This is a genomic window from Paucibacter sp. B51 (assembly GCF_027863535.1).
GTDB lineage: Bacteria > Pseudomonadota > Gammaproteobacteria > Burkholderiales > Burkholderiaceae_C > Paucibacter_A > Paucibacter_A aquatilis.
The window spans coordinates 321,097-347,074 of record NZ_JAPIVN010000001.1; the positions used below are offsets into that span (position 1 = coordinate 321,097).

Annotated in this window: 16 protein-coding genes; 9 read left to right on the forward strand and 7 right to left on the reverse strand. The window is 67.1% G+C overall.

Features of this window, described 5'->3' with window-relative positions:
- Positions 1-43 precede the first annotated feature (43 nt).
- Entirely contained in the window at positions 44-673 is a 630-nt protein-coding gene (locus OOB33_RS01305; protein WP_271007346.1) for a hypothetical protein, read from the forward strand.
- A 23-nt stretch (positions 674-696) separates the two neighbouring features.
- Here the strand turns inward: OOB33_RS01305 and OOB33_RS01310 are convergent, their stop codons facing one another.
- Positions 697-1,074, reverse strand: coding sequence for a hypothetical protein (locus tag OOB33_RS01310; protein ID WP_171828441.1), 378 nt, complete (start codon positions 1,072-1,074; stop codon positions 697-699).
- A gap of 354 nt (positions 1,075-1,428) precedes the next feature.
- On the opposite strand from OOB33_RS01310, the gene OOB33_RS01315 reads away from it, so the two are divergent.
- Positions 1,429-1,995 (forward strand): hypothetical protein, encoded by a 567-nt coding sequence (locus tag OOB33_RS01315; protein ID WP_171828440.1) that lies wholly within the window; start codon positions 1,429-1,431, stop codon positions 1,993-1,995.
- A 24-nt stretch (positions 1,996-2,019) separates the two neighbouring features.
- Here OOB33_RS01315 and OOB33_RS01320 read toward each other — a convergent pair whose 3' ends face one another.
- From OOB33_RS01320 to OOB33_RS01330, 3 genes are all read right to left on the reverse strand, one after another.
- Complete coding sequence (locus OOB33_RS01320; protein WP_271007347.1) at positions 2,020-3,321, reverse strand: acetyl-CoA hydrolase/transferase family protein; 1,302 nt, start codon at positions 3,319-3,321, stop codon at positions 2,020-2,022.
- A gap of 124 nt (positions 3,322-3,445) precedes the next feature.
- Complete coding sequence (locus OOB33_RS01325; RefSeq protein WP_271007348.1) at positions 3,446-5,113, reverse strand: S41 family peptidase; 1,668 nt, start codon at positions 5,111-5,113, stop codon at positions 3,446-3,448.
- Between the two features lie 203 nt (positions 5,114-5,316).
- Entirely contained in the window at positions 5,317-7,293 is a 1,977-nt protein-coding gene (locus OOB33_RS01330; RefSeq protein WP_271007349.1) for a M61 family metallopeptidase, read from the reverse strand.
- Positions 7,294-7,610: 317 nt separating this feature from the next.
- Between OOB33_RS01330 and OOB33_RS01335 the strand changes: the two genes are divergently transcribed.
- The 6 genes from OOB33_RS01335 (at position 7,611) to OOB33_RS01360 (ending at position 16,496) form a co-directional block, all read left to right on the forward strand.
- The gene (locus OOB33_RS01335) at positions 7,611-8,567 is read left to right on the forward strand and encodes an ABC transporter ATP-binding protein (RefSeq protein ID WP_271007350.1); all 957 of its coding nucleotides are present in this window, start codon (positions 7,611-7,613) and stop codon (positions 8,565-8,567) included.
- A gap of 44 nt (positions 8,568-8,611) precedes the next feature.
- Positions 8,612-9,937 carry an ABC transporter permease gene (locus OOB33_RS01340; protein WP_271007351.1) on the forward strand — a complete coding sequence of 442 codons (1,326 nt, stop codon included), beginning with the start codon at positions 8,612-8,614 and terminating at the stop codon, positions 9,935-9,937.
- A gap of 114 nt (positions 9,938-10,051) precedes the next feature.
- Positions 10,052-11,743 carry a hypothetical protein gene (locus tag OOB33_RS01345; RefSeq protein WP_271007352.1) on the forward strand — a complete coding sequence of 564 codons (1,692 nt, stop codon included), beginning with the start codon at positions 10,052-10,054 and terminating at the stop codon, positions 11,741-11,743.
- Between the two features lie 643 nt (positions 11,744-12,386).
- Positions 12,387-13,205 (forward strand): PEP-CTERM sorting domain-containing protein, encoded by an 819-nt coding sequence (locus OOB33_RS01350; RefSeq protein ID WP_102769217.1) that lies wholly within the window; start codon positions 12,387-12,389, stop codon positions 13,203-13,205.
- A 238-nt stretch (positions 13,206-13,443) separates the two neighbouring features.
- On the forward strand, positions 13,444-15,798 hold the full coding sequence (locus tag OOB33_RS01355; protein WP_271007353.1) for a CehA/McbA family metallohydrolase: 2,355 nt from the start codon (positions 13,444-13,446) through the stop codon (positions 15,796-15,798).
- A 38-nt stretch (positions 15,799-15,836) separates the two neighbouring features.
- Entirely contained in the window at positions 15,837-16,496 is a 660-nt protein-coding gene (locus tag OOB33_RS01360; protein WP_271007354.1) for an NF038129 family PEP-CTERM protein, read from the forward strand.
- Between the two features lie 10 nt (positions 16,497-16,506).
- On the opposite strand, the gene glpD is transcribed toward OOB33_RS01360, so the two are convergent.
- The gene (gene glpD, locus OOB33_RS01365; RefSeq protein ID WP_271007355.1) at positions 16,507-18,120 is read right to left on the reverse strand and encodes a glycerol-3-phosphate dehydrogenase; all 1,614 of its coding nucleotides are present in this window, start codon (positions 18,118-18,120) and stop codon (positions 16,507-16,509) included.
- 30 nt (positions 18,121-18,150) lie between these two features.
- On the opposite strand from glpD, the gene glpK reads away from it, so the two are divergent.
- The gene (gene glpK, locus OOB33_RS01370) at positions 18,151-19,644 is read left to right on the forward strand and encodes a glycerol kinase GlpK (protein ID WP_271007356.1); all 1,494 of its coding nucleotides are present in this window, start codon (positions 18,151-18,153) and stop codon (positions 19,642-19,644) included.
- 108 nt (positions 19,645-19,752) lie between these two features.
- On the opposite strand, the gene OOB33_RS01375 is transcribed toward glpK, so the two are convergent.
- Both OOB33_RS01375 and OOB33_RS01380 read right to left on the reverse strand, forming a co-directional pair.
- A complete protein-coding gene (locus tag OOB33_RS01375; protein ID WP_271007357.1) occupies positions 19,753-22,524 on the reverse strand; it encodes a TonB-dependent receptor in 2,772 nt (923 codons plus the stop codon).
- Between the two features lie 248 nt (positions 22,525-22,772).
- Complete coding sequence (locus tag OOB33_RS01380; protein WP_102769213.1) at positions 22,773-25,970, reverse strand: PAS domain-containing hybrid sensor histidine kinase/response regulator; 3,198 nt, start codon at positions 25,968-25,970, stop codon at positions 22,773-22,775.
- Between the last annotated feature and the right edge of the window lie 8 nt (positions 25,971-25,978).

Sequence of the window (25,978 nt, forward strand, 5' to 3'; positions counted from 1 at the left end):
GCTACAGTTCGGGCCTCACCTGACCGACTCTGAAGCACGCCTTGTGATCGATCTGCCCAAACTCAACAAACCCGAGGCCGGCCCGGCGCCGCGCTGGTTTCACATCGCCGTGGCCGGCAGCATGGTGCTGAGCTCGGTGGCCGCCATTTACGGCTCCTGGCGCACCAGCCAGACCATGAGCGCCCTGGTCAAGGAGAACACCCGGCTGGTGATGGCCAGCTCCACGCCATTGCTGGAGTTCAGCAGCGGCAATGTGACCGATGGCAAGCCGCAGCTGAGCTTTTCGGTGCAAAACGTGGGTAACGGGCCGGCCCGCGTGGTGTGGTTCGAACTCAAGTCCGATGGCAAGCCCGTGCCTCACGTGGCGGCCATGGTGGATGCGGTCGCGCCGGAGCTGCAAGGCAAGGCCTACTTCACCACCGCCACGATTGCGCCGCGCCTGATCTCGGCCGGCAAGGAAATCCGCCTGTTCAGCTGGGATCGCCCTGTCGGGAGCGATACCGTCAGCCACGACGCATGGATTCGTTTCGACAAGCACCGCCAACACAAGCTGAGCGTGCAAGCCTGCTACTGCTCGGTGCTGGATGCCTGCTGGATCTCAGACCTGGAAGGCGATATTCCCACGCCCGTCGAGCGCTGCGAGGCCGAAGGCCGGCTCTCTCCCAAGGGTTGACACGCGCCGGCCTGCCCGGGCACTCAAGCGCCGCAGCTGGGCACTTGCGGCTTATGGCTGGTCTTCATGCATTGCTTGAAGCCCTGAGGCAGGTCCCGCATCTCGCGCGTCTGGCCGGCGGCCACGGTGAACTGGCTGATCACCTGATGGGTGCAGGTGGTGGCCGGCTGACCGCCTTCGCCCTCGGCCGTGCTGCAGCGGCTGGTGTAGAGGGCGTAGTGGCATTCACCGCTGGGGCTGGCCACGCATTGGAAGCTGGCGTTGCCGGCGGCGCTCTGGCTCAGCTTGCTGCTGCCGTTGCCACTCTCGGTGTGGGTGACATGAATGGCGCAGCCACTGGCCAGCAAGGCCAGCGCGGCGGCGGCGGAGAAAGACAAGACGGAGCGCAGGGAGGTTTTCATGGATGGGGCGCCAGCAAAGCGCTGGACTTGAACTGAAAGGTGAGTGGGGTCTGGACTGACACTGCCGATGCATTCAGGCCTGAAGCCTGGATCGCGGCAGATGGACACATCCTAGAAAAGGCAGGCAGGGCCGTCCTGAGCTTTGCGACCCACTGCATGAATCGTGGCCTGAACCGTCTCAGCGGCACCGCTTTCGCTCCGGCTCATGCTTCCTTTGTGCGGTCTGTGCCGCTCAGGCTGCAGCTGGTCGGAGCCGGCTGGCTAGCGCGCACACTCGCTCCTACATTGCGTAGCCATGCCTCATCAGCAGGCAACAAGCAAGCCCCGCACCACTTCGCCAGCAAGGTCCTCACCATGACGACACACCGCCACCTCTTCAACGCCTTGGCCATTGCTCTCGGTCTGGGCCTCATGAGCTCGGCCGCCATGGCCGGCGACGAGGCCAGCAACAGCAAACCCGCCAAAGCCTTCACCGCCGGCCTGGACATCCGCGAACAGGCCGACCTCAAGGACATCGGCCTGCCCGCCTACCCCGGCGCACGGCCCCAGCGCGACAAGGAGGACGACAAGGAAAGCGCCACCATCGGTTTCTCCTTCGGCCCCTTCGGCATGAAGCTGGTGGTCTCCAAGTTCGCCAGCAGCGACGACCTGGACCGCATCGCCCGCTACTACCAGGATGCCCTCGCCGGCTACGGCCCGGTGCTGGACTGCAGCGCCGGCAGCCCGGCCGCCCTGGAAGCCAAAGCCCGCAAGAGTCGAGGCGAAAAGAAGGACCCGAACGGCTGCGGCGACGTCGGCGGCGACCGCAATGAGCGCGTCTACAAGGTCGGCACCGAGAAGAACTTCCGCCTGGTCTCGCTCAAGCCCGTGGGCCGCGAGGTGCACTTCCAGCTGATGAAGATGGAATTGCGCGGGATCTGAGCCGCCGGGCGCCCGGCCTGAGGATCACAACAAATTGATCTTCTTCGCCGCCTCCCGCAACTCCTCCCGGAAGTTGGGGTGGGCGATATTGATCAGCTCCAGCGCCCGCTGCTTGGCCGATTTGCCGCGGAGCTGGGCGACGCCGAACTCGCTGACGACGTAGTTGATGTCGTTCTTGCTGGTGCTCATGTGCGTGCCCGGGCTCAGGGTGGGCACGATGCGGCTGATGCTGTCGTCCTTGGCGGTGGAGGGCAGGACGATGAAGGCCTTGCCGCCACGCGAACGGTTGGCGGCGCGCACGAAATCGCTCTGGCCGCCGGTGCCCGAGTAAGGCGTGGGCCCCAGGCTTTCCGAGCCGCACTGGCCCAGCAGGTCGATCTGCAGCGTGGCGTTGATGGCCACCAAGTTGTCGTTCTGGCCGGCCAGATAGGGGTCGTTGGTGAAGTCGACCGGGTGCATCTCCAGGCCCGGGTTGCGGTCCATGAAGCGGTAGAGCTTTTGCGAGCCCAAGGCGAAGGTGGCGACCATCTTGCCGGGCAGGTAGTTCTTGCGCCGGTTGGTGACGGCGCCGCTCTCGACCAGGCTCATGATGCCGTCGCCGATCATCTCGGTGTGCACGCCGAGGTCACGCTTGGCGCTGAGCTGCATGACCACGGCATCGGGGATGCCGCCGTAGCCGATCTGCAGGGTCGAGCCGTCTTCAATCATGTCGGCCACATACTTGCCGATCGCCTCCTGCACCGGGCCGATCTTGGGCAGGCCCACCTCGGCCACCGGCTCGCTGCTCTCGATCAAGCCGCTGACCTGGGAGATATGCACGGTGCAGGCACCGTTGGCGAAGGGCACGTTGGGGTTGACCTCGAGGATCACCGCGCGCGCCTTCTTGACCGCGGCCATGGTGTAGTCCGCCCCCAGGCTGAGCGAGAAGTAGCCATGCGCATCCATGGGCGAGGCCATGGACACCACCACATCGGCCGGGATCTGGCCGCGCTCGATCAGGGACGGCATCTCGGAGAAGTAGCTGGGGATGAAATCGACCCAGCCCTCCTTGCCGCCGGCCCGCGAGGCGGCGCCGTAGAAGAAGGCCACATGGCGCACATGCTCGACCGTCTCGGGGTCAAAGTAGCCGTACTTGCGCACCGCCAGGATCTGGCCCAGCTTGATGTCGTGAAACTGACGCCGCGCGGCCGAGAGCGCATGCAAGAGCGTCGGCGGCTCGCCCACGCCGGTGGGCACGATGATGAAATCGCCGTTGCGCAGCAGGCTCAGCGCGTCTTCGGCCGTGGGCAGCTTCTTGCGGAGGTAGAGGTCTTGAACGGTCGACATGGGCAGCCTTTCGCACCGGCCGGTGCCGGGGGATGGGGTGGTTCCTGACCTCATCCTAGGCCGCCCAGCTTGCGGCGCGCTTGCGGCGCCTCAATCGCGCCTCAGGCCAACCCTCAATGTGCGTTCAACGCCCGCCAAGGAAACGGTTCTCGCGCAGCGGCGATCGTTTCAGCGTCCAGGCCAGGCCGGCGTCGCCGGGGGCGGCCAGAGGCTTGCTCGTCGAGGCGCTCTCGGGCGGGCAGCGGCCGTCGATGCGGTGGGCCAGGGCGGCGGCCAGCATGGCCTCGCGGCTGTCACCCAGCGGGCGGCTCAGGTCATCGGCCACCCGGCAGCCGGGCAAGCCGGCGGCGCCGCTGCCGCCGGGCTCAAAGCCATCGGCATAGTCGCCAAAACCGGCCGCGTTGTTGCCGACAAATTCGATCGGGAAATAGGACATGCCGCAGTTGTCCTTGGCCGTGAATCCATAGGGCTTGCCGCAGCTGCGCCCGCCGATCTGGATCACCTCGACGCCGATGCCGCGCAGGCCGTTGATGATGGACTCGCTGGCCGAACAGGTGCCGGCCTGGGTCAGCACGTACACGCGGGCCAAGTTCAGCGTGGGCAGGGGCTGCTCCAGCGTGCAGGCCTTGCCGTCGTAGAGACAAGATTCGGCGAAGAACGGCGTGCGCGCCGAAGGTGACTGGTTGTCGGCGCTGCGCCGGCTGTTGTAGCGCAGCTGCTCGAAGACCTTGTCCTGGGTGCGCTGCGGGCCGGCGATCATGTAGGCCAGCTCGCTGGCGATGTAGAGATAGCCGCCACCGTTGTAGCGCAGGTCCAGCATCAGGTCGGCAATGCCTTGCTGCTTGAACTCGCGCACCGCCTCGATCAACTGCGCTTCAGCCGGCGCGATATGGTCGTTGAACACCAGATGGCCGACACGGCGCCCATCCGCCGCCGTCAGCACCTGGCGCAGCAGCACCGGCTGCTTGGCCACCGCGGCGCTGCTCAGGTAAGCCGACACCTCCATGCCGCCTGCACGGCTGAACAGAAAGCTGTGGCCACGGCCGCTGGCTGAGGGATACAGCGCCGCATTGAGGACATCGATGCCGCCCTGGTCCATGGCATCGGCATTGACGCCGTCCACCATCACCAGGCGGTCGCCGCGCTGCAGGCCGGCCTGGGCAGCGGGGCCACCCGGTTCTACGTAAGCGATGCGCAGGCCGCGCGGCGGCGTCTTCGAGGCCTGTGACCACTCCAGCCCATAGCCCATCTCGACGCCGCCTTGCGTCAAGGCCTGCCATTCGGCGCTGGGCAAGGTGAAGCTGAAGCGGTCACGAAGGGCGCCGCTGGCCGTGCGCTCGGGGGTGCGCAAGGCGTTGAAGTAGCTGTCCAGCGCCTGCTCGACCGAGGGGCCGGTGTAGAGCGCGGCATTGACGCGCGGCACCTGCTCGCGCCACAGATAGGCTTCGTCGACGTAGGAGCGAATCCACTGCTTCTCGAGATTGAGGCTGCCGTTCTTCTTGCTGGCCTCGGCCAGCGGGTTGTCGGGTGCACACTGCTGGGCCAGGGTGGCGCTGGCGGCCAGCACCTCGGTGTCGGGCTGGCTGGGGGCCGGGCTGACGGCCCCACCTCCAGCGTTGTTGTTGCCATTGTTGTTGGCATAGGCCGCATCGCCGAAGACCGAGGTGCCGGGCCGCCCACCGCCACCACCGCAGGCCGTCAGCGCCAGGCTCAGGGAACTCAGGATCAGGGCGGCCATGGGGCGTGTGGCCCAGAGCGGGCGCGCCACGGCGCCGGCTTGTGCAGTCGTCATTGCTTTTTTCCTCCAGAAGACACGGTCTGTGCCGCTTGGCTCGGCCCTCCTCCGCAGCAGCGAGAGGATTCGGCCAAACCCGCGCACTGTACCCGCGCCCAAGGGCTCAGCGGCAGCGCAGATTCACCTTTGTGTTTGCCGCCAGGCGAGGGCCTGGCCTGCGCACGTCGATGGAGGAGCAGCACCCGGGAGCTGCCGAAGCGTCACGGCCGCGCTGCCAGCACCCCGCTGTCCAGCCGCTCCGGGCTGCCCTCGACGCGGCTCAGGCGCGGGTAGCGCAGGCCGCCACGGTAGTCGATCTTGACCTGGCGGAAGCGGTCGCCCTCGCGCAGCAAGAGCTCCAGCGGCGCCGCGCCACCCTTGTTGGCGCTGATGGCGGCGGCCAGGCGTTCACTTTTGTAGGCCTGGTTGTTGACGGCCACCACGGTGACGGCGCGGCTCAGGCCGGCCTCGAAGGCCGGGCTGCCCCAGAGCACGGACTCGACCTTGCCGTCGCGCTTGAGGTTGAGGCCCAGGCTGTAGGCGAAGTCGTCGTTCTTCCATTCGGAATCGTCGGCGCGGGCGAACTCGCTGGGTGTCTCGGCCCAGCTCAGGCGCCAGCCGGCGCGGGCCAGGCCGTCCAGGGGCGCCTCGGGGCCTTTGTGGTCCAGGCGCTGGCGCAGGAAGGCAGCCCAGTCGCGTGGCTGCACGCGGTTCAGGGTGGCGACGATGTCCTCGAAGGTGTAGGTCAGGGGCGCGATGCGGCCGTCTTCCACGCCGAAGAACAGGCGCGCGAAATCATCAAGGCTGCGCGCGCCGCCGCTCTGCTCGCGGATCCAGGTGTCGGCATCGAGCCAGATCAGGCCGCTCTCGGCGTAGTAGTCGGCGCCACGCTGCCAGCTGTTCCAGTCGTGGCCGCTGCGGCTCTTGGCCATGGCGGCCTCGTTGGTGGTGTCTTGCAGATTGCGCCAGAGCCGGCCGGCGCGGTGGCTGTAGGTGGCGGCGATCTCGGCCCAGGCGTCGCGCGCCTGCTCGGGGCTGACCAGGCCCGAACGGACCGCCAGCACCCGGCCCCAGTAATCGGTCTGGCCCTCGTAGAGCCAGAGCAGGCTGTCCTGCATGGGCACGTTGTACTGCGGTGTCCAGAGGTCGGCCGGGCGGCGGAACTTGCCGTTCCAGGAGTGCGTGTACTCATGCGGCAGCAGGCTGCGGCTGCCGGCGCGCTTGCCCCAGTCCTTGAAATAGCCCAGGCCCACGCCGTTCTCGCTGCTCTCGTGGTGCTCCAGGCCGATGCCGCTCATGCGGCCGGAGATGGCCAGCAGAAAGTCGTAGTGCTTGAAATGCCGGGAGGCAAACAGGCGGTCGGCCTGGACCACCAGGTTTTTGTGGGCCTGGATCTGCGCCTCGCTGGCCTGCAACTCGGCCGGGTCGTCGGCCATGAGGTTGAGCACCACCGGCTTGGGATGGCCGGGCGGGTCCAGCTCGATGCGGCGGGTGTGGGCACCGGCGAACAGGGGCGAATCGGCCAGGGTCTCCAGGCTGACCGGCTTGAAGCGCAGGCGCTGGCGCTTCGGCCCATCGGCGCTCTGGCTCTCCACCCGCAGGGCGCTGGCCTGGGTCCAGCCGGCCGGCAGGGTCACCTCGGCCTGCATCTGGAGGGCGCTGGCGTGGTGGCCGGACGGGTAGAGCAGCATGCTGATCCACTGCAGGTTCAGCATCTCAGGCGTCATCACCACCCGACCGCCTTCGCGCTGCACCGGGCTCAGGAACTGGAAGGCCAGATTCAGCTCGTTCACGCCCGCCGGCACTTGGACATGGAAGGCAAACGGGTCCACCGTGTCGCGCAGCCAGGCCAGCTCCTGCGTGCCGACGTGGATCTTGAGGCCGGCCAGGCGGTCCACCGTGCCGTAGGGGCCATGGGCGCCGGGCAAGTAACGCGGAAACAGCAGGGTCAGGCGCCCGGGCTTGACCGGCAGCTGCTGGCGCACCTGGAAGATGTGGCGGTCCAGATCGGTGGCATCGACCTGGATGCGGATGGGGCCGAGGTAGGGCTTGTCCTCGGGCTGCGGAATCGGGTGCTGGGCCTGGGCCGGCCCGATGCTGGCGAGGGCCAGCAAGACCGCGGCCGTGGCGGCGCGGGTGCGCTCGCTGAAACGGGCCCAGCGCAGGGCTGGCGTCGATGAGAAAAAGCGATCTGACATGGTGGTGTTCTCCTCCCTGGGCTGGCCTGCGCGCTGCCGGTGGGCAGCCCGATTCCAGCGGGTGATGGTGCGTTCGGCGGCCCTGATCCAGCGGCCCCGATCCACGGGCCCCAATCAGGCAGCCGCCACGATAGCGGCCGGCCGCGGATTGCAAATCCAGGTTGACCCGGCCTTGTGATCATTCACGCCCCGCGCTGTCGATTCGCGCCGCGCGCTGTCCATCCGTCGCAGCCCCCTGGGCAGGGCCCGGGCTCAGCCCTAGCATCGCGTCCAGTTTTCACCTGCTCACCGAACCCTGGCTTCGAGCCCGCCCGCCCATGAACACCACTGCAAGCTCCCCTCTGCTGCAAGCCGATTCCCTGCGCAAACGCTATGGCGAGCGCGAAGCCGTGCGCGGCATCAGCCTGCAGGTCTCGGCCGGCGAGGTGCTGGGCCTGCTGGGCCCGAACGGCGCCGGCAAGTCCAGCACCATCGCCATGCTGGCCGGCCTGAGCCGGCCGGACGGCGGCAGCGTCACCGTGGGCGGCACGGCCCTGGCCCAGGACGAATTCGGCTACAAGCGCCGCATCGGCCTGGTGCCGCAGGAGCTGGCCTTGTTCGAGGACCTGCCGGCCCTGGCCAATGTGGAGCTGTTCGGCGCGCTCTACGAGCTGCCGGCGGCGCAGATCCGCGCCCGCGCCCTGGAGGTGCTGGCCCAGGTGGGCCTGGCCGACCGGGCGCAGGACAAGCCGGCCAGCTTCAGCGGCGGCATGAAGCGCCGCCTCAACATCGCCTGCGCTCTGATCCACGGCCCCGAGCTGCTGCTGCTGGACGAGCCCACCGCCGGCGTCGACCCGCAAAGCCGCAATGCCATCTTCGAGCAGCTGGAGGCACTCAAGCGCGCCGGCATGGCCCTGGTCTACACCACGCATTACATGGAGGAGGTGGAGCGCCTGGCCGACCGCGTGCTCATCATCGACCATGGCCAGCAGGTCGCCCACGGCAGCCTGGCCGAGCTCTACCGCCTGCTGCCCGCGGCCGAAACCCTGAGCCTGGAGCTGGAGCGTGAGATCGACAGCAACTTGGAAGCCACGCTGCGCGCCCTGCCCGGTGTACAGCAGTTGCAGCGCCGCGGCTGCCAGCTGCAGCTGGGCCTCAGCGATCTGGGCCAGGGCAGCGCCGCCGTGCTGGGCGCCCTGGCCGCGGCCGGCGTGGCGCCGCGCCACATCAGCTCGGGCCGCGCCAATCTCGAGGACGTGTTCCTCTCGCTCACCGGCCGCCAGCTGCGCGACTGAGTTCCGCGCCACCGCCCCACAAGAAACCCACAGAGAGCGCCGCCATGAACGCCTTCCTCGCCCTGGTCCGCAAAGACCTGTTCCTGCATTTCTCCAACCGCCGCGCGGTGCTGATGAGCATCATTGCGCCCATCCTGATCGCCGCCTTCTTCGGCAGCCTGTTCGGCAACAACAAAAAGGGCGGCGACAAGCCCAGCCCGGTGCCCATCGCCATCAGCGACCTGGACCACAGCCCCCTGACGGCCAAGATCAGCGCCGCCTTGCAGGCCGACTCCAGCCTGGCCGTGCGAAGCCTGGACGCCGACGCCGCCCTGGCGCAGGTGAAGGCCGGCAAGCTGCGCGCGGCCATCGTGCTGCCGGCCGGCTTCGGCCAGCAGGCCGGCCGCGCCCTGTTCGCCGGCCCTGAGGGCAAGCGGCCGGAGATCACCCTGCACTATGACCCCTCGCAAGCCATGGTCCTGCCCATGGTGCGCGGCCTGCTGGCCCAGCATGTGATGCAGGTGGTCAGCGCCGACACCTTCAGCGGCCAGGGCGTGCCGGTGATGAAGGACATGCGCGCCCAAGTGGCCGACAACCTGGCGCTGCCCGCCGAGCAGCGCCAGGAGCTGACCGCCATGTTCGACAGCATCGCCCGCGTGCAGGAGCGCAGCGCCCGGGCGCCGCAAGCGGGGGCTTCGGCGGCCTCAGCAGCTGAGGCAGGCGGCAGCGGCTTCACCATGAGCCCGCCCTTCAGCACCCGAGAGCTGGAGGCCAGCGCCCAGGCCGACGTTCCGTACAACAGCTATGCCCACTCCTTCGCCGGCATGGGCGTGCAGTTCATCCTGATGATGGGCGTGGACATCGGCGTGGCCCTGCTGCTGATGCGCCGCCAAGGCCTGTGGCAGCGCCTGCGCGCGGCGCCGCTGAGCAAGGCGCGCCTGCTGGGCAGCCGCATCGCCAGCTGCACGCTGATCTCGCTGATCATCTTTGTGCTGATCTACGCCGTGGCCATGGCTGCCTTCGGGGTGCGGGTGCAGGGCAGCTGGCTGGGCTTTGCGGCCGTGCTGCTGGCCTTCTCCCTGCTGACGGCCAGCTTCGGCCTGCTGATCGCGGCCCTGGGCAAATCGCCCGAGGCCACGCGCGGCCTGGCCATCCTGGCCACCTTGCTGATGGTCATGCTGGGCGGCGCCTGGGTGCCCTCCTTCGTCTTCCCCGAGTGGCTGCAGACCGCCTCGCTCTTCATCCCCACCCGCTGGGCCGTCGATGGCCTCGACGCCATGACCTGGCGCGGCCTGCCCTCCAGCGAAGCACTCGCCCCGGTGGGCGTGATGCTGGGTTTTGCCCTGGCCTTTGGTGCGCTGGCCATCGCCCGCTTCAGCTGGGAGGAGTGAGGGGATAAGCAAGGCCATTCAGAGGGGAAAGTGAACATTGCCGCCGCGGCTTTTGTCACGACAGCGCGGGGGGCGGCTCCGCTACAGTGAGCCGCTCCAGCAGGGAGCCGCGGCATGAGCCTGAAGAACTACGACCCCACACAGGCCGATCATTCGGAATCGGCCAACAAGGCGCCGGGCAGCGATGCCACGAGCGACCCGACTGCCTGGCAGCAAGCCGCCAAGCCGCGCGCCCCCAGCAGCCGCGGCGGCCAGCGCCCCCGCCACCCGGTGGCCACCGAGCGCCGCCCCGGCTACCTCGCCTCGCACTGGCATGGCGAGCAAAGCCTGGCGCAGAGCTTCTGGGTCAACAATGTGCTCCTGTCCGTGCCCCTTGCCCTGCTGCTGACCGGGGTGATGAGCTGGATCAGCGTCAAGGGCCAATCGCTGCAGATCAGCGCCATCACCACCCTGATCGGCTGGCCGCTGCTGATTGCCTTCAATATCTGGTGCATCGTCGGCGCCTGGCGCGCGGCGGGCGAGTACCTGCGCATCGGCGGTGCCGGGCTCTGGGCCTGGCTGGCGCGCATCTCGCTGGGCCTGGGTGCCGTGCAGCTGGGGGTGTCCCTGATCTTCGGCCTGCTGCCCGATCTGGGCGAGTACTGGCAGATGGCGCGCGGCATCGATCCCATCGGCCAGGCCACGCTCAAGGTCTCGGCCGACGGCCATGTGTTGCAACTGCGCGGCCCCATCGGCATGGGGGACGCCGGCCGACTGCAACGCATGCTGGACGAATCCCCCAGCGTGCGCCGGCTGGAGCTGGCCTCGCCCGGCGGCCGCGTGCACGAGGCCGAGCAGGTGGTGGCCTTGATGAGCAAGAGCCGCTACAACACCCGCGCCGTGGGCAATTGCGAGAGTGCCTGCACCCTGCTCTTCCTGGCCGGGCGCGAGCGCCAGCTGATGCCCGGTGCCCAGCTGGGTTTCCACCGTGCCTCCACCGGCACCTACAACCCGGTGTTCGACGAGCTGGCCAACCAGCAGCTGGCTGGCATCTACCGCAAGGTGGGGCTGCCCGAGTACTTCATCCACCGCACGGTCAAGACCCCCTCGCACAGCATGTGGTACCCGCACAGCGACGAGCTGGTGGCCAATTCGCTGATCGCCGCCCTGCCGCAGACCCTGGATGTGGCCCTGCCCGCCGGGCAGGACGCGCAGGCGGCCGACTTTGCCGATGCCCTGCAGGGCAGCCCGGCCTGGCATGCGCTGAACCAGCGTTATGCCGGCACGCTCGAGCGCCTGGCCGGCCGCATGCAGGCCGCTCGCGCCGCCGCAGCCAGCGACGAGGAGTTGCAAGCCCTGGGCTGGGCCGAGCTGAGCACCCGCATGCCGGAGCTGCTCGCTTCCGTCGGCCCCAACCAGCGCCGCCAGTACGCCCAGCTGCTGCGCAGCCAGCTCAAGGCCGGCCTGGCCACGCCGGGAGGCGGCAGCTGCCTGGGCCTGCTGTCCGGCCAGGTGGCGCTGCGCCGCCAGCTGCCGCTGGAACTGCAGGTCAAGGAAACCGCCTGGCTGGTGGAAGCGGCGCGCAGCGATCTACCCCGCTTTGCGCCCAAGCCAGCCACGGCCATCGAGCTGGAGGTGATCCGCCGCACCCTCGGCGCACAAGCGCCGGGTTTGCTGGCCGGGCTGTGGGCCGAGCCCACGCCCCTGCCCACCGGGCGCGCCGCGCAAGGCCGCTGTGAAGCGGTGATCCAGATCCTGGACCGCGCCGCCGCCCTGCCCGTGGCCCAGCGCGAGCTGGCCGAGCGCGTGATGTTCCAGAAGGTCTGAGCCCCTCGGCCACACGCAAGACCTGACCCCAACGAGCGATCAAGCCCGGGTCGACCCCGCCAGCCAGCGCACCGTTCCGGTGCCCGCGCCACGATCGGGCGCCGCCCACACCGCCGCGATGCAAGGCCGCACCACGCGGGTTCCTGCACCCGCAGCGCTCACCCCCTCAAGCGCGGGGGAACTCAGGGAACACCCGTAGCGCTGACACGGGTCTGTCACGGTCAGTTGGGTATGCTGGTCAGCGGAAAAGTGCTGGAGGAGTGGAAGCGAAGTCGGAAGACGCTCCCGGGCATTCACGCGCAGGGTCAGATCTTGCCCCGTGCGCAGAGCGCCCGATTCGGAGACGTCCTCTCTCTTTTTCCATGATTCGCAAACGTTTGGCAGCTTGGATTCAGGCCCACAGATGTCTTGCAAATGCCCTTGATTGAAACGCCGGACTTGAGCCTCAGGGCGGCAGCGCCTGCATGCGTGAATGAATGCAGGTGCGCCCCGCCAGGAGACCCGGGCCGACGGACCAGTACCCCGTCCAGGCCGCGCATGAATGCGATAGGCGCCGGCCTTGCAAGCGCTGTGTTTTGTATCTGACGCACACCTTTCTTGTCATTCATCCTCATCTGTCCAACCTCTGTCTGAGAACCATCCCATGACGATCCAAAAGACTTCCCTCGCCTTGGCTCTGGCCCTGCTGGCCGCCGTTCCGGCCGCGCAAGCCGGCATCTCCGTCGCCAGCACCGGCGGCACCTACACCCAGTCCTTCGACAGCCTGGCCAACAGCGGCACCGCCGCCGTGGCCTGGGTGAACGACAGCACCCTGGCCGGCTGGAGCCTGTTCAACAAGAATGGCGCCGCCATCGGCACCTACACCGCCGACAACGGCGGATCCAACGCCGGCAGCTTCCGCAGCTACGGCGCCACCGGCGTGGCCGAGCGCGCTCTGGGCGGCTCCGCTTCGGGCGGCGCGTACTTCGGCTCGCCGGCCTCGAACACCGTGGCCGGCTGGATCGCCGTGGCTCTGACCAACGACACCGGCGCCGCTCTGAGCGGCTTCAAGATCAGCTTCGACGGCGAACAATGGCGCAATGGCGGCAACACCGCCGCCCAGACCATGGTGCTGGAGTACGGCTTCGGTGCCAGCTTCTCCACCGTCGCCAGCTGGACCGCTCCGGGCGGCAACTTCGACTTCACCGCCCCCGTGCTGGGCTCCACGGCAGCTGCCGTGGACGGCAATGGCGCAGGCCTGGTAGCCGGCCGCGGTGGTGAGTTGACGACCAACTGGGCCGCTGGCGACACCCTGTGGGTGCGTTGGGTCGAAAAGAACGACGCCGGCAACGACCACGGCCTGGCCATCGACAACCTGAGCATCCAGACCGTCAGCGCCGTGCCGGAACCCGGCACCTACGCCATGCTGCTGGCAGGCTTGGGCTGCGTGGGCTTCATCGCCCGCCGCCGCAAGGCAGTCTGATTGACAGATCGGTTCATGGATTGAACCCGCGTTCGTCACCACGAACGCGCCCAGCAACTCAAACCTGAGTTGACCCGGCGGAGCGGCCTGATGTCGCTCCGCCTCCCCCATTTTTTGAACAAGCCTGCGCGTGCCGCCTCGATGCGGCGCCCGGCTTGCTGTTTTCGTTTTCGCTCTTTCCTCCCGCCCCTTCGCCCCTCTCGCCCCTCTCCCCATTCTTTTGCCGGATCGTCCCACCATGCCTCACGCCACCGCCCGACTGATGATGATGAAACATGTCCCACGCGCCATCGCGCTGCTGCTGAGCGCCTCGGCGGCGGGCCTGGCCCTGGGCGGCGGGCGCCTGAGCCCGGACCATCAGGAGTTCGAGGCCAGCCTGCATGTGCCGTTCCGGGCCGATGCGAAGGCCATTGCCGAGGCTCGCAGCTTCACCCTGCGTTTCGAGTACCCGCAGGTCGAGCAGACCCAGACTGTGTCCTGGCGCCTGGAACTGCTGGACCCGGCCGGCCAGGTGGCGCAGCGCTGGTACGGTGTGGAGACCCTGGTCAAGGGCGAGATCGAAACCAAGGTCGACTGGGCCGGCCGCCAAGGCGGCGTGGCTGCGGTGGATGGCATCTACCAGGTGCGCCTGACGGCCACCTCGGTGCCGGCCCAGGAACTGCCCTCGGTGGGCGTGACGGCCGATTTCGTGGAAGCGCATCTGAACGCGCCCGAGGCCGAAGTGATCGAACAAAGCTGGGACATGCAAGTGGGCTATGTGGCCCCGCCGCAGATGCCGGCCTTCAAGCCGATGCAGACCGGCGCCGCCCTCAAGGCCGCCAAGTCCGGCAGCCGCCTGGGCGGCAAGGCAGCCCTGGCCGCGCCGGTGACCGGCGGCCTGCCCTACACCGTCTACCTCGGCAATCTGCACAGCCAGACCGGCCACAGCGACGGCGGCGGCACGATCGGCAACTGCAGCGGCGAGCAGCATCCGCAATCGAACATGAACCAAGGCCCGGCCCAGGCCTACCAGTACGCCATGGATCGCGGCCTGGACATCCTGATGACCTCCGAACACAACCATATGTTCGACGGCTCCACCGGTACCGATGCCAACCAATCCCCGTCCTACGCCAAGGACCTGTACAAGGCCGGCCGCCTGGCCGCCCAGAACTTCAACGCCGCCCACCCCAACTTCCTGGCCGTCTACGGCATGGAGTGGGGCACGATCAGCGGCGGCGGCCACATCAACATCTTCAACTCCAACGAGCTGCTGGGCTGGGAATACAACGCCAAGGGCGAGCTGCTGGCCGATGTCTTCACCGAGAAGAACAATGCCGCCAAGCTCTACGCCCTGATGGCGCAGCGCGGCCTGCTGGGCCAGTTCAACCACCCGGCCAGCTCGGGCCAGTACCTGGTCAACAACGTGGCCCTGGGCTACACGCCCGAGGGTGAGCAGGCGATGGCGCTGTGCGAGGTGATGAACACCCCCGCCTTCTCCAACACCACCAACGAAAGCGACAACGGCAACAGCGGCTACGAAGGCGCCTGCAAGAAGGCGCTGGAGGCCGGCTTCAAGATCGCCTTCACCACCAACCAGGACAACCACTGCGCCAACTGGGGCGCGTCCTCGACCAACCGCAACGGCATCCTGATCCCCACGGGCACGCCGCTGAGCAATGAGTCCTTCATGGAAGCGATCCGCGCCCGCCGCCTGTTCGCCACCATGGACAAGACCTCGCAGCTGGTGCTGACGGCCAACGGCCGCATGATGGGCGAGACCTTCACCAACGCCGGCCCGCTGAACCTGGTCGCCAACTACGCGCCGGGCGCCGGCAAGAGCGCCGCCACGGTCAAGATCTACGAGGGCGTGCCACAGCGCAACGGCACCGTCACCGAGCTGTCCAGCAGCGCGGTCAACAACTTCACTCCCTCGGTCGGCAAGCATTTCTATTACGCCAAGGTCACGCAGACCGACGGCAAGATCCTGTGGTCGGCGCCGATCTGGGTGAACCAGGTGCAGGACAACACCGCCCCGGTGGTCAGCGCCAGCGTCAGCAAGAACGCCAGCGGCAGCCTGAGCCTGAAGGCCGAGGCCAGCGACGATGTGGGCGTGAGCCGCGTCGACTTCCTCGTCGACGGCCAGGCCAAGGGCAGCGACACCAGCGCGCCCTATGCCATCAGCCTCGACCCGGCCTCGCTGGGCAATGGCAGCCACAGCCTGGTGGCCCGGGCCGTCGATGCGGCCGGCAATGTCGGCGCCTCCAGCCCGGTGAGCTTCAACGTCAGCCTGGCCCAGGACGTCAGCGCCAGCGTGCGCCAGACCGTCTCCGGCCTGGTCTACAACCGCGTGACCCAGCTCTACAGCGGCAGCATCAGCCTCGCCAACATCAGCGGCGCGCCGCTGGCCGGCCCGCTGCAGCTGAAGATCCAAGGCCTGCCGGCCGGTGTAACCCTGGTCAACGCCAGCGGCAGCCACAACGGCCTGCCCTACATCACCCTCAATGCCGCCAGCCTGCCCGCGGGCGCCAGCGTGAGCGTACCGCTGAGCATCCGCAACCCGGGCAAGCTGGGCCTGAACTACAGCGCCAGCCTGTACTCGGGCAGCTTCTGAGCGCCACAGACACCTGATTCAACAAGGATTTCCACACCATGAACCACCTCCGCACCTCTTCGCCGCTGCGCCGCAGCGCGCTGCACATGGCTTCGAGCCTGGCCCTGGCGGCCAGCGCCCTGTTTGGCGGCAGCGCCTGGGCCGACACGCAGTTCCACGCCAGCGTCAACACGGCGGCCTGGACCGGCCAGACCGGCTGGCTGGATTTCCAGTTCCTGCCGGGCCTGGGCTCGGCTCCTGCAGCCCAGGTGCGCATCCGCAATCTGAGCGGCAGCTTTGGCAGCGAGTTCTTCCTCGAAGGCCAGGCCGCCGGCAGCCTCGCCAGCGGCTTCGTGCTGGCCAATGGCACGGCCTTCAACGACCTGTTCCACGCCATCCAGCTGGGCGGCAGCTTCAGCTTTGACTTGAGCTTCAGCGGCGATGTCTTCAGCACGCCGGGCCAAGCGGGCACGAGCTTCAGCCTCGGCCTGCTGGCGGGCGACCAGCAAAGCTATCTGGGCAACCCCAACGGCGCCCTGTTCCAGATCGAGCTGACACCGGCCCTGGACGCCGGTGGCTCGGCCAGCACCACGCTGAGCCTGCTGGGCGGCAACACCATCGCCACGGTCAGCGCCGTGCCCGAGCCGGAGAGCTATGCGCTGATGCTGGCGGGCCTGGCCGGCATCGGCCTGCTGGCGCGCCGTCAGCGAAGCAAATAAGCCCAGTTGGTCAGAGCAGCGGCCCGCCGCTGCGATCTCCAAACGCCGCGCCTCCGAGCGCGGCGTTTTCTTTGCGGCCCGCCGCTTGCTGCAGCCAGGCGGCCACGGCAGCCCGCTCGGACTCGCTGTAATGCAGGCCCAGCTTGGAGCGTCGCCAGAGCACGGCCTCGGCATCGCGGGCCCACTCATGCTCGCGCAGGTAGCGCAGCTCCGCTTCGAACAGACCCGGCGCCACCTCGGCACCCAGATCGGCCAGCGTCCGCGCCGCGCCCAGCAGCAGGCCCACGCGCGAGCCATAGGCCCGCGCCAGGCGCCGCGCCAGCTGAGGCGGCAAGTAGCGATGTCGCGTCTGCAGCGCCAGCACAAAGCGTTCGAAATCTTGGTCCGGCCGCTGCGCCGCACCGATCCAGTCCGACAGATCGCCGCCCGGCAGCGGGGCCGGGGCCGTCCAGGCCGGGCGCTCTTCACCCAGCATCTCGCCGATCAGATCGGCCGCATCCTCGGCCAGCTTGCGGAAGGTGGTGATCTTGCCGCCCCAGACGCTCAGCAGCGGCGCGCCGTCGCCATGGGTCTCGAGCAGATAGTCGCGCGTGACGGCGCTGGCATCGCCCGAGGCATCGTCGAGCAGCGGTCGCACACCGGCATAGCTCCACAGCACCTCATCGGGCCGCACCGGCGTCTTGAAATAACGGCTGGCCTGCTCGCACAGGTAGGCCACTTCCTGCGCCTCGATCTCCGCCTTGGCAAAGCCGGCGATGGCGGCGTCGGGCAGCTCCACATCGGTGGTGCCGATCAGGGTGAACTCGCCCTCGTAGGGAATCGCGAAGATGATGCGCCGGTCGGGGTTCTGGAAGATGTAGGCATGGTCGTGGTCAAAGCGACGCCGCACGACGATATGGCTGCCCTTGACCAGGCGCAGGCTTTTGGTGGCCAGGGGCTCGCCCGCGGCCGGGCGCGCCACCTGGCGCAAAAAGGTCTCCGCCCAGGGGCCGGCCGCGTTGACCAGAGCGCGCGCCTGGACCCGGCGCTCGCCGTGAGCCATCTGCAGGCGGACGCGCCAGCCCCCGCCCTGCTCCGCGGTTTCGCGCTGCGCTTCGGTCACGGTGCAGTGGGTCAGGATCTCGGCGCCCTTGGCATGCGCATCCAGGGCGTTGAGCAGCACCAGGCGGGCATCGTCCACCCAGCCGTCGGAGTACTCGAAACCGCGCTCGAACTCGGGCTTCAGTGGCGCGCCGAAGGGGCTGTCACGCAGGCGCAGCCCGGCAGAACCGGGCAGCCACTCTCGCCGGGCCAGATGGTCGTAGAGGAAGAGGCCGATGCGGATCATCCAGGCCGGGCGCATGGCCCGGTCATGCGGCATCACGAAGCGCAGCGGCCACATGATGTGCGGGGCGCTCTTGAGCAGCAGCTCGCGCTCCTGCAGCGCCTTTCGCACCAGCGAGAACTCGTAGTACTCCAGGTAGCGCAGGCCCCCGTGAATCAGCTTGGTGCTCGACGAGGAGGTGTGCGCCGCCAGATCGGAAGCCTCGGCCAGCAACACCCGCCAGCCGCGGCCCGCCAGGTCTCGTGCGATGCCGGCGCCATTGATGCCGCCGCCCACCACCAGTACGTCAAAATGGTCCATCCCCGGACTCTAAGCCAAGGGCTTGACGCCATGTCCTATTTGCTCGCTCTCGACCAGGGCACCTCCAGCTCGCGCGCCATCGTCTTCGAGCGCAGCGGCCGCATCGTGGCCATGGCCCAGCAGGAGTTTGCCCAGCATTTCCCGCAGCCGGGCTGGGTGGAGCACGATGCGCTGGAGATCTGGCAAAGCCAGCGGGCCACGGCCCAGGCCGCCCTGCGCCAAGCGGACTTGCGCGCCGCCGACATTGCCGCTGTCGGCATCACCAACCAGCGCGAAACCACTGTGCTCTGGGACCGCCAGACCGGCCAACCCCTGCACCGCGCCATCGTCTGGCAAGACCGCCGCACCGAGCCCTTCTGCGCCCAGCTGCGCGCGCAAGACCTGACCCCCATGGTGCGAGCCAAAACCGGGCTGCTGATCGACCCCTACTTTTCCGGCACCAAACTCAAGTGGCTGCTCGACCACATCCCTGGCGCGCGGGCCCGGGCCGAGCGTGGCGAACTGGCCTTCGGCACCATCGACAGCTGGCTGATCTGGAATCTCACGGGCGGTGGGGTGCACGCCACCGATGTCAGCAATGCCTCGCGCACCCTGCTCTTCGATGTGCAGCGCAATCGCTGGGACGAGGAGCTGCTGGCGCTCATGGACATCCCGCCCGCCCTACTGCCCGAAGTGCGCCCATCCAGCGGCGATTTCGGTCGCGTGATGGCCGCCCACCTGGGCGGCGAGATCGCCATCGGCGGCGTCGCCGGCGATCAGCAGGCCGCCCTGTTCGGCCAGGCCTGCTTCCAGCCCGGCATGGCCAAGAACACCTACGGCACCGGCTGCTTCATGCTCATGCACACCGGCCGGCAGTTCCAGACTTCGGCCAACGGCCTGATCAACACCAGTGCCGCCCAGACCACGGCCAGCCCCGAGTTCGCGCTCGAAGGCAGCGTCTTTGTTGGCGGCGCTGTGGTGCAGTGGCTGCGCGATGGGCTGCAGATCATCCCGAACAGCGGCGCCGTGCAAAGCCTGGCTGAGAGCGTGCCCGATGCCGGCGGCGTGATGTTCGTGCCGGCCTTCACCGGCCTCGGCGCGCCCTACTGGCGGGCCGAGGCGCGCGGCGCCATCCTGGGCCTGAGCCGCGGCAGCACGCAGGCCCACATCGCCCGCGCCGCCATCGAGAGCATCGCCTTCCAGAGCGCCGCCCTCTTGCAAGCCATGAGCCGCGACGCCCACGCCGCCGGCAGCGCGCCGCTGCAGGAGCTGCGCGTGGACGGCGGCGCCTGCGTCAACGACCTCTTGATGCAGTTCCAGGCCGATCTGCTGGGCATCGCTGTCGTGCGCCCACGCGTGATCGAAACCACCGCCCTGGGCGCCGCCTACCTGGCGGGCCTGAGCTGCGGCGTTTACACCGGCCTGGATGAGCTCAGCGCCCAGTGGCAGGACGAGCGCCGCTTTGAGCCCAGCGGCAACCGCGCCCAGGCCGCCGAACGCATGGCCGCATGGGAGCATGCGGTGCGGCAGGTGACGGCGGCCTGACAGCACGGCGCCCCAATAAATCCCGCCGAAGTCCGTGACCTGGGCGGGGTTTGAGCTGGGCAATGGTCATCGGCGGCCGGCAAGCCGGCACACCGATGAATCTGGGACTTACTTGAACTGGTAGCCGGCCGAGAGGTACCAGAAGCGGCCACGCGGATCGACGAAGGAACCGGCATAGCCAGCGGCATGCGAGCCGTAGGACGGCACGGCAGTGTACGGCGGCTCGCTGTCACCCAGATTGCGGATGCCCAGACGCAAAGTCAGATCCTTGAAACCCTTGTAGCTGGTGGAGAGATTCCATCGGCTGGAGTCCTTGACATCGTGGGCACTGCTACCACCCACATTGTTGTAGACCTGTTTGGCCGACTCGGTCCAACCCTTGATGTAAATATTCTCCAAGCCCAGGGCCCAATTCCCCATCTGCCACTCGAAGAAGGCCGTGTGCTGCCAACGAGGCACCGGCTGAACCACTGCGCCATCGCCAGCCGTACCAACATAGCTGATGTAGGGTGTGTCCTTGCCGACTTGCCGCTTCCACTGTGCAACATAAGTACCAGTGATGCCTGCATTGAACATGCCCATGTCGGCCAGCTTCCAGCTGCCACGCAGATCCACATCCAGGCCCGAGGTCTTGAGCTTGCCAAGGTTCTCGATCGGGGTATCAATATAGGAAATGATGCCTGCATTGGCGCCGGTGGTGATGCGATGGACGCGGGAGGCGTATAGATTCAACAGATAGTCGTTGCTAAGAATGGCATCGCCACCGATCTGGCTGATCTGATCGGTCTTGGAGATGGCCCAGTAGTCCACGGTCGCAGACAAGCCCTTGCTGGGTTCGAACACCATGCCCAGGGTGTACTGCCTGGAGCGCTCTGCCTTGAGATTGGCCGAGGCCGTATTCAACACATTGAACTGGTTGTCCACACAGCGCGGGTCCTCATCAGCCAGCATGGCTGCAGGACAGTTCTTGTCGGTGGCGGGGTTTGCGGTATTCGTGAAGGCTGCCGGGCTGTGCACATCCCACAGCGTCGGGGCGCGGAACCCCGTCCCAAAAGACCCGCGGAACATGACTTCCTTGCTCGGTTGGAAACGCAGCGCCACGCGTGGATTGAAGGTCGAACCAAAGTCACTGTACTTGTCAAAACGAGCCGCCAGCGTGCCCTCCCACCCCTTTGCAAAGGGCAGGCTCATTTCAGTAAACACGGCGCTGATGGAACGCGAGGCCGCTGTCGCTGGCACCGTGCCCTCACCGCCAACATGCAAACCCGCAGCGTAGTCCGGATTGACCGGCTGGTCGTCCGCCTTTTCGTGACGCAGGTCAAGCCCGACAGCCAATGCAGCCGCGCCGCCAGCCATCTCAAAAAGATCGCGGCTGGCCTTGGCATCAAAGCCGAAGGTCCGGGCCTTGGAGCGGCGCATTGCTCCTTCCATGCGAGCGCTGTTCCAGGCCGCCATATCTGTGCTGGCACCAAAAGGGTTGATGTTCCCAGTGGCCAGGGCCGTGATGAAACGGCCCTCGTGCACATAGTTCTCGTACGACAGCGATCCCTTGGCTTGAGACAGCGTCAGGCCGCTGTCGTAGTCCCAACCCGACAGCATGCCGCGTGCACCGAGCACCAGACGGGTTTGCTCGTTCGTGTTGTCGTTGATCCGGTTGCCCAGGGGCACTGCGCGAAGCGCCACCTCCGTGAAACCATCGCCATCTGGATCCCAGGTGGCCGCGGTGTAGCCCAACTTGGTGAGTAAATCCCTGGGGAAGTATGGGCTGCTGGTCGGCATCTTGAAGGACGGATACTCACCCGTCTTTCGATCGAAATGGCCGGCCGTGGAATCGATGGGAACTGGTGCAATGCGACCGATGCCATGCGCACGGGCATAAGACGCCTCTGCGAACACTTCGTGGTTCTGGTCGATCTTGAAGCTCAAGCGACCGAACAGATCACCTTTGTCTTGATCAGGCAGGTTGTCCAGCACCGCGGCGTAAATGAAACGGCATCGCTTCTTGGCCGTGCCATTGGGTGTGGTTGCGGCCAGGGTTTGCAAGACAGTGCTTTCAGGATCGCAGGCGGAGAACGCAGCCCCAGGGTTCAGCTCGGGGTAGGCGCCCGGTGTGATGTTGAAGTCCACCAAGCGGCCAGGGAAAGAACGACCCGATGTCGGCGCACCAGCATCGGCGATTTCGTCGAATCGGTTGTACAGCTTCTGATCGACCGCACGGAGACGGGTGTTCTTCTGCAGATTGGCGGTCACCAACAAATTGAACTTGTCGGAGTTGTAGTCACCCAAACCCAGAGACAGGGATGCGCCCTTTTCGCTACCGCCAATGTTCGCGCTGGTCGTACCGTAACGAAGAGAAACTTCACCACGCTTGTAATCGCGACGCGTAATGAAGTTGATCACACCGCCCACGGCATCCGTGCCGTAAACGGCGGAAGCACCGTCACGCAGAACCTCGACGCGCTCGATGGCAGCGAATGGAATGCTATTCAGGTCCACCGAAACATTGCCGCCAATCGAACCGAAGGGATGGTTGGCCAAGCGGCGGCCATTCAGAAGCACCAAGGTGGAGTTGGCGCCCAGTCCTCGCATGTTCGCGTTGGATGTTGCATAACCTACACCCTGAGTTGCATCAGAAAATGCAGCAGCGCTGGCAGACACTCGGCGCAACAAGTCTTCGACACTGGTTGCGCCGCTTTTGTCGATCTGTTCGCGTGTAATTACGGAAACAGGCAAAGCAGTCTCCGAATCTAAGCGCTTGATGGAGGAGCCTGTGACGGACACTCGCTCCAGGCTTTCCTGAGCCAAGGCTGGCGCCATCAAACTCATTCCACCGGCATACACGCATGCCAGCGCGGTACACAGACGTTTCTGCTTCAGCATCAAGTTCTCCTTTTTGATCTTTATGGGATGGCTATGAACCCGCGTCCAAGCGGCTCGCCCAGCACGGGGCCACACAGGAGGTGCGGTGGTCGGATTTTTCGTCTCAGTCGCAGCGCACGTCGCAGGGCTAACCCTGTTCGTTGCCCGAAAGCATCGACGACACAAGGGACATGACTTCCCGTACAGACGCAGTGCAGCAAGGTGGGGCTAGGCAAACATTTCCAGGGTGCCCAGCCCTGGCTTTCCGCTCAGCCCTGCGCCCGCTCGCGCCAGGCCTGAATCGCTCCGATCATGGGGGAGAGCTCGCGGTTCAAGGCCATCAGGGCCGGGGTGATCTGGCCGGGCTCACCCTGGGGGCCGGCGGCATGCTCCAAGGCAGCGGCGCAGTCGGCCAGGCGGTTCATGCCCAGATTGGCAGCCAGGCCCTTGAGTCGGTGGGCGGCGCTGGCCAAGGTGCTGCCGCCAGCCACCAGGGCTTCTTCGAACAACGATTGGTGCTGGCTGTACTGCTTGGCGAAAGTACCCAGCAGTTTGGCCAGCAACTCCTGGCGACCCGCACAGCGGGTCAACGCCGCGGCGAAGTCGGTGCCCGGCAGATCGGGCCAGAGACTGGCGGGAGCAGGCGCCTGAATCGCCTCTGTTGAAGCCGGCGGCACAGGCGCTGGCATGGAGGCCGGCGTTGCAGGCACAGCGGTGTCCGGCTGCTGCATGCTGCTCAGCTTGAGACTGGCGCGTCGGGGGATGCCTGCGCTCAAGCTCGTCAAGGTACGCAGCAGCTCGGCCTGATCGATCGGCTTGCTGATGTGGGCCACCATGCCGGCCGCCAGGCAGCGCTGGCGCTCTTCGGCCAGGGCATGGGCGGTCAGCGCGATCACGGGCAGTTGGGGCGCCAGCTGGTGCAGGCGGCGGGTGGCCTCATAGCCGTCCATCTCGGGCATCTGCACATCCATCAGCACCAGGTCGATGCCGGCCGGCCCCTGTTCACGCAAGTGGGCAATGGCTTGCGCGCCCCCCTCGGCGCTGAGTACCTCGGCGCCTGCCACCTGAAGCATGTCCTGCAGGATCTCGCGGTTGATGTCCACATCGTCGGTGATCAAGATGCGCAGGCCGCGCAGGCTGACCTTGGCCTCGCTGGCATCGTCAAGCACGCCCGGCCCGCTGAGCGGGGGCAGCTCGCTTCGCTGCTCCACCAGCTCCAGTTGGCCCGGCTCGACACGTACCAAAGGCAGCTTGAGCGTGAAGCAGGAGCCCTGGCCCACAACGCTGTCGACCTCGATGTCACCGCCCATGGCGCGCGCCAGCTGGCTGCTGATGCTGAGGCCCAGGCCGGTGCCGCCGAACTGCCGGGTGGTGGAGCTGTCGGCCTGCTCGAAAGCACGGAAGATGCGCAGTTGCTGCTCCGGCGGGATGCCGGGCCCGGTATCCGTGACCGACAGGCGCAACCAGTCGCGCTGCGATTCCAGGGTCAGGGTGACCCGACCCTTGTCGGTGAATTTGATGGCGTTGGCCAGCAGGTTGACCAGGATCTGGGTCACCCGCAGAGAGTCCAGCGCCACCCAGTCGAAGCTGCACTTGTATTCCATGCGCAGGCGCAGGTTCTTGGCATCGGCGCGCTCGGACACCAGATCCACCACCTCCTTGGCCAGGTGGACCAGGTTGCAAGGCAGGCTCTCGATGTCGAGCTTGCCACTCTCGACCTTGGAGTAGTCGAGGATGTCGTTGATCACACCCAGCAGATGGCGGCCCGAGCGGACGATGCGCTCGAAGCCATTGCGGCTGGCCAGCGGATCGGCGCTGCGGCTCACGCCAAGCTGGGCCAGGCCGAGCACCGCATTGAGCGGGGTACGGATCTCGTGGCTCATATTGGCCAGGAAGTCACTCTTGACCCGGGCCAGGCGCTCGGCCTCGTCCTTGGCCACGCTGAGCTCGCGCTGCAGGCGCTTGATCGAGGTGACATCGGTGCCGAGATTAAGGATGCCATAGAGCGATTTGCGCGCGTCCACCAGGGCCACCATGGTCAGCAGGTAGTCGTGCGGCCCATCCTTGGGATGAACGATCTGGCGCTCGCTGCTCAGGCTGCTGGCACTGCCGGCCAGCAGCTGGGCATCGGTTTCGGCAATCTCGGCCGCCACTTCTTCGTTGAACAGGGCCCGGGCCGTCTGGCCCAGCACCTGCTCGCGCTTGAAGCCGCTGGCCTGTTCGAAAGCGCGGTTGATCAGGATGTAGCGCCCCGCCGTGTCACGGATGCTCAAGGTGATGGGCAGGGCTTCGAGAATGTCCTGCATGCGCTGCTTCTCGGCCTGCAGCTCGGCCGTGCGCAAGCGCACATCGTCTTCCAGCCGGCCCTGCTGCACGCGCAGCTCGGCCTCGGCGCGCACGCGGGCGGTGATGTCGTGACCGAACAGCACCACACAGGCCTGGCCGGCCAGGCGCATGCGGTCCATCTTCATGTCCCACCAGATCGGCGTGCCATCGCGACGGCGCGACTGCCACTCGAAATACTGTGGCCCCTGATCCAGGGTGCGCTGCACCCATTGCATCAGCTGCTCCTTGGCGTACAAGCCACCGGGGTACATCAAGGCCTCGGCCAGATCGGACGGTCGCGCACAGCCGAACTTCTCCAGGGTCTGCGCATTGGCAAAGCGCAGCGCGCCGGTCTCGCCTTCCAGGATCTGGATGCTGGTGATGGAGCTGTCCAGCAACATGCGCAAGCGCTCTTCGCTGTCGCGCAGCTCCTGCGCCACCTTCTGCTGCGCACGCACGGTATCGGCCAGCAATCGGCGAGAGCCCTCGAGCGAGGAGGTGACCTCCCAGAACACGGTGCCGTAGCGCAGCACCAGCCAGCCAATCATGACGGCGCCAAAGCTGTAGACGACCGCGAAGCTGCTCAGCGGCGGCGTGTTCTGCACCACCAGGCCCGGGATCAGGCCGCGCACCTCGGCCTGCCAGAGGCCGAGAAAGCCCAGACAGGCCAGCACCGTGCCGCGCATGGCGGCCCTTGGCCCGACCATCAGGCCCATCACCACCAGGGCCGCCAGCACCGCGCCCATGCCCGAGGAGCGCACCCCGTTGCCATGCCAGGCGGCCGAGGCAAACAGGGCCAGCATCACCGCAGCGCTGAAGAATCCTGCCGCCAGGCGCACGCCCCAGCGCAGCGCCAGCAACAAGGCCAGCGCACAGATCAACAACACGGCCGTGGCCGGCCCGGCGCGGCTCAGGCGCAGAGACCAGGCCAGCTCGGTCTGGTTCAAGGTACCGGCAATCTGGAGCAGGGCCCCCAGCATCACCAGCACCAGGAACACGCGCGCGCTGCGCAGCATCATCGCGTCCAGGCGCGATTTGAAACCGCGCAGGGATTCCTCCTGCTGCGCGGCGTTCAGCGGGGGCTCGATGGCCGAGGGCTCGTCAAAAGCCTCGGCCGGCGGTGCAGATTGGAGGGCGGCCATGATCTGGA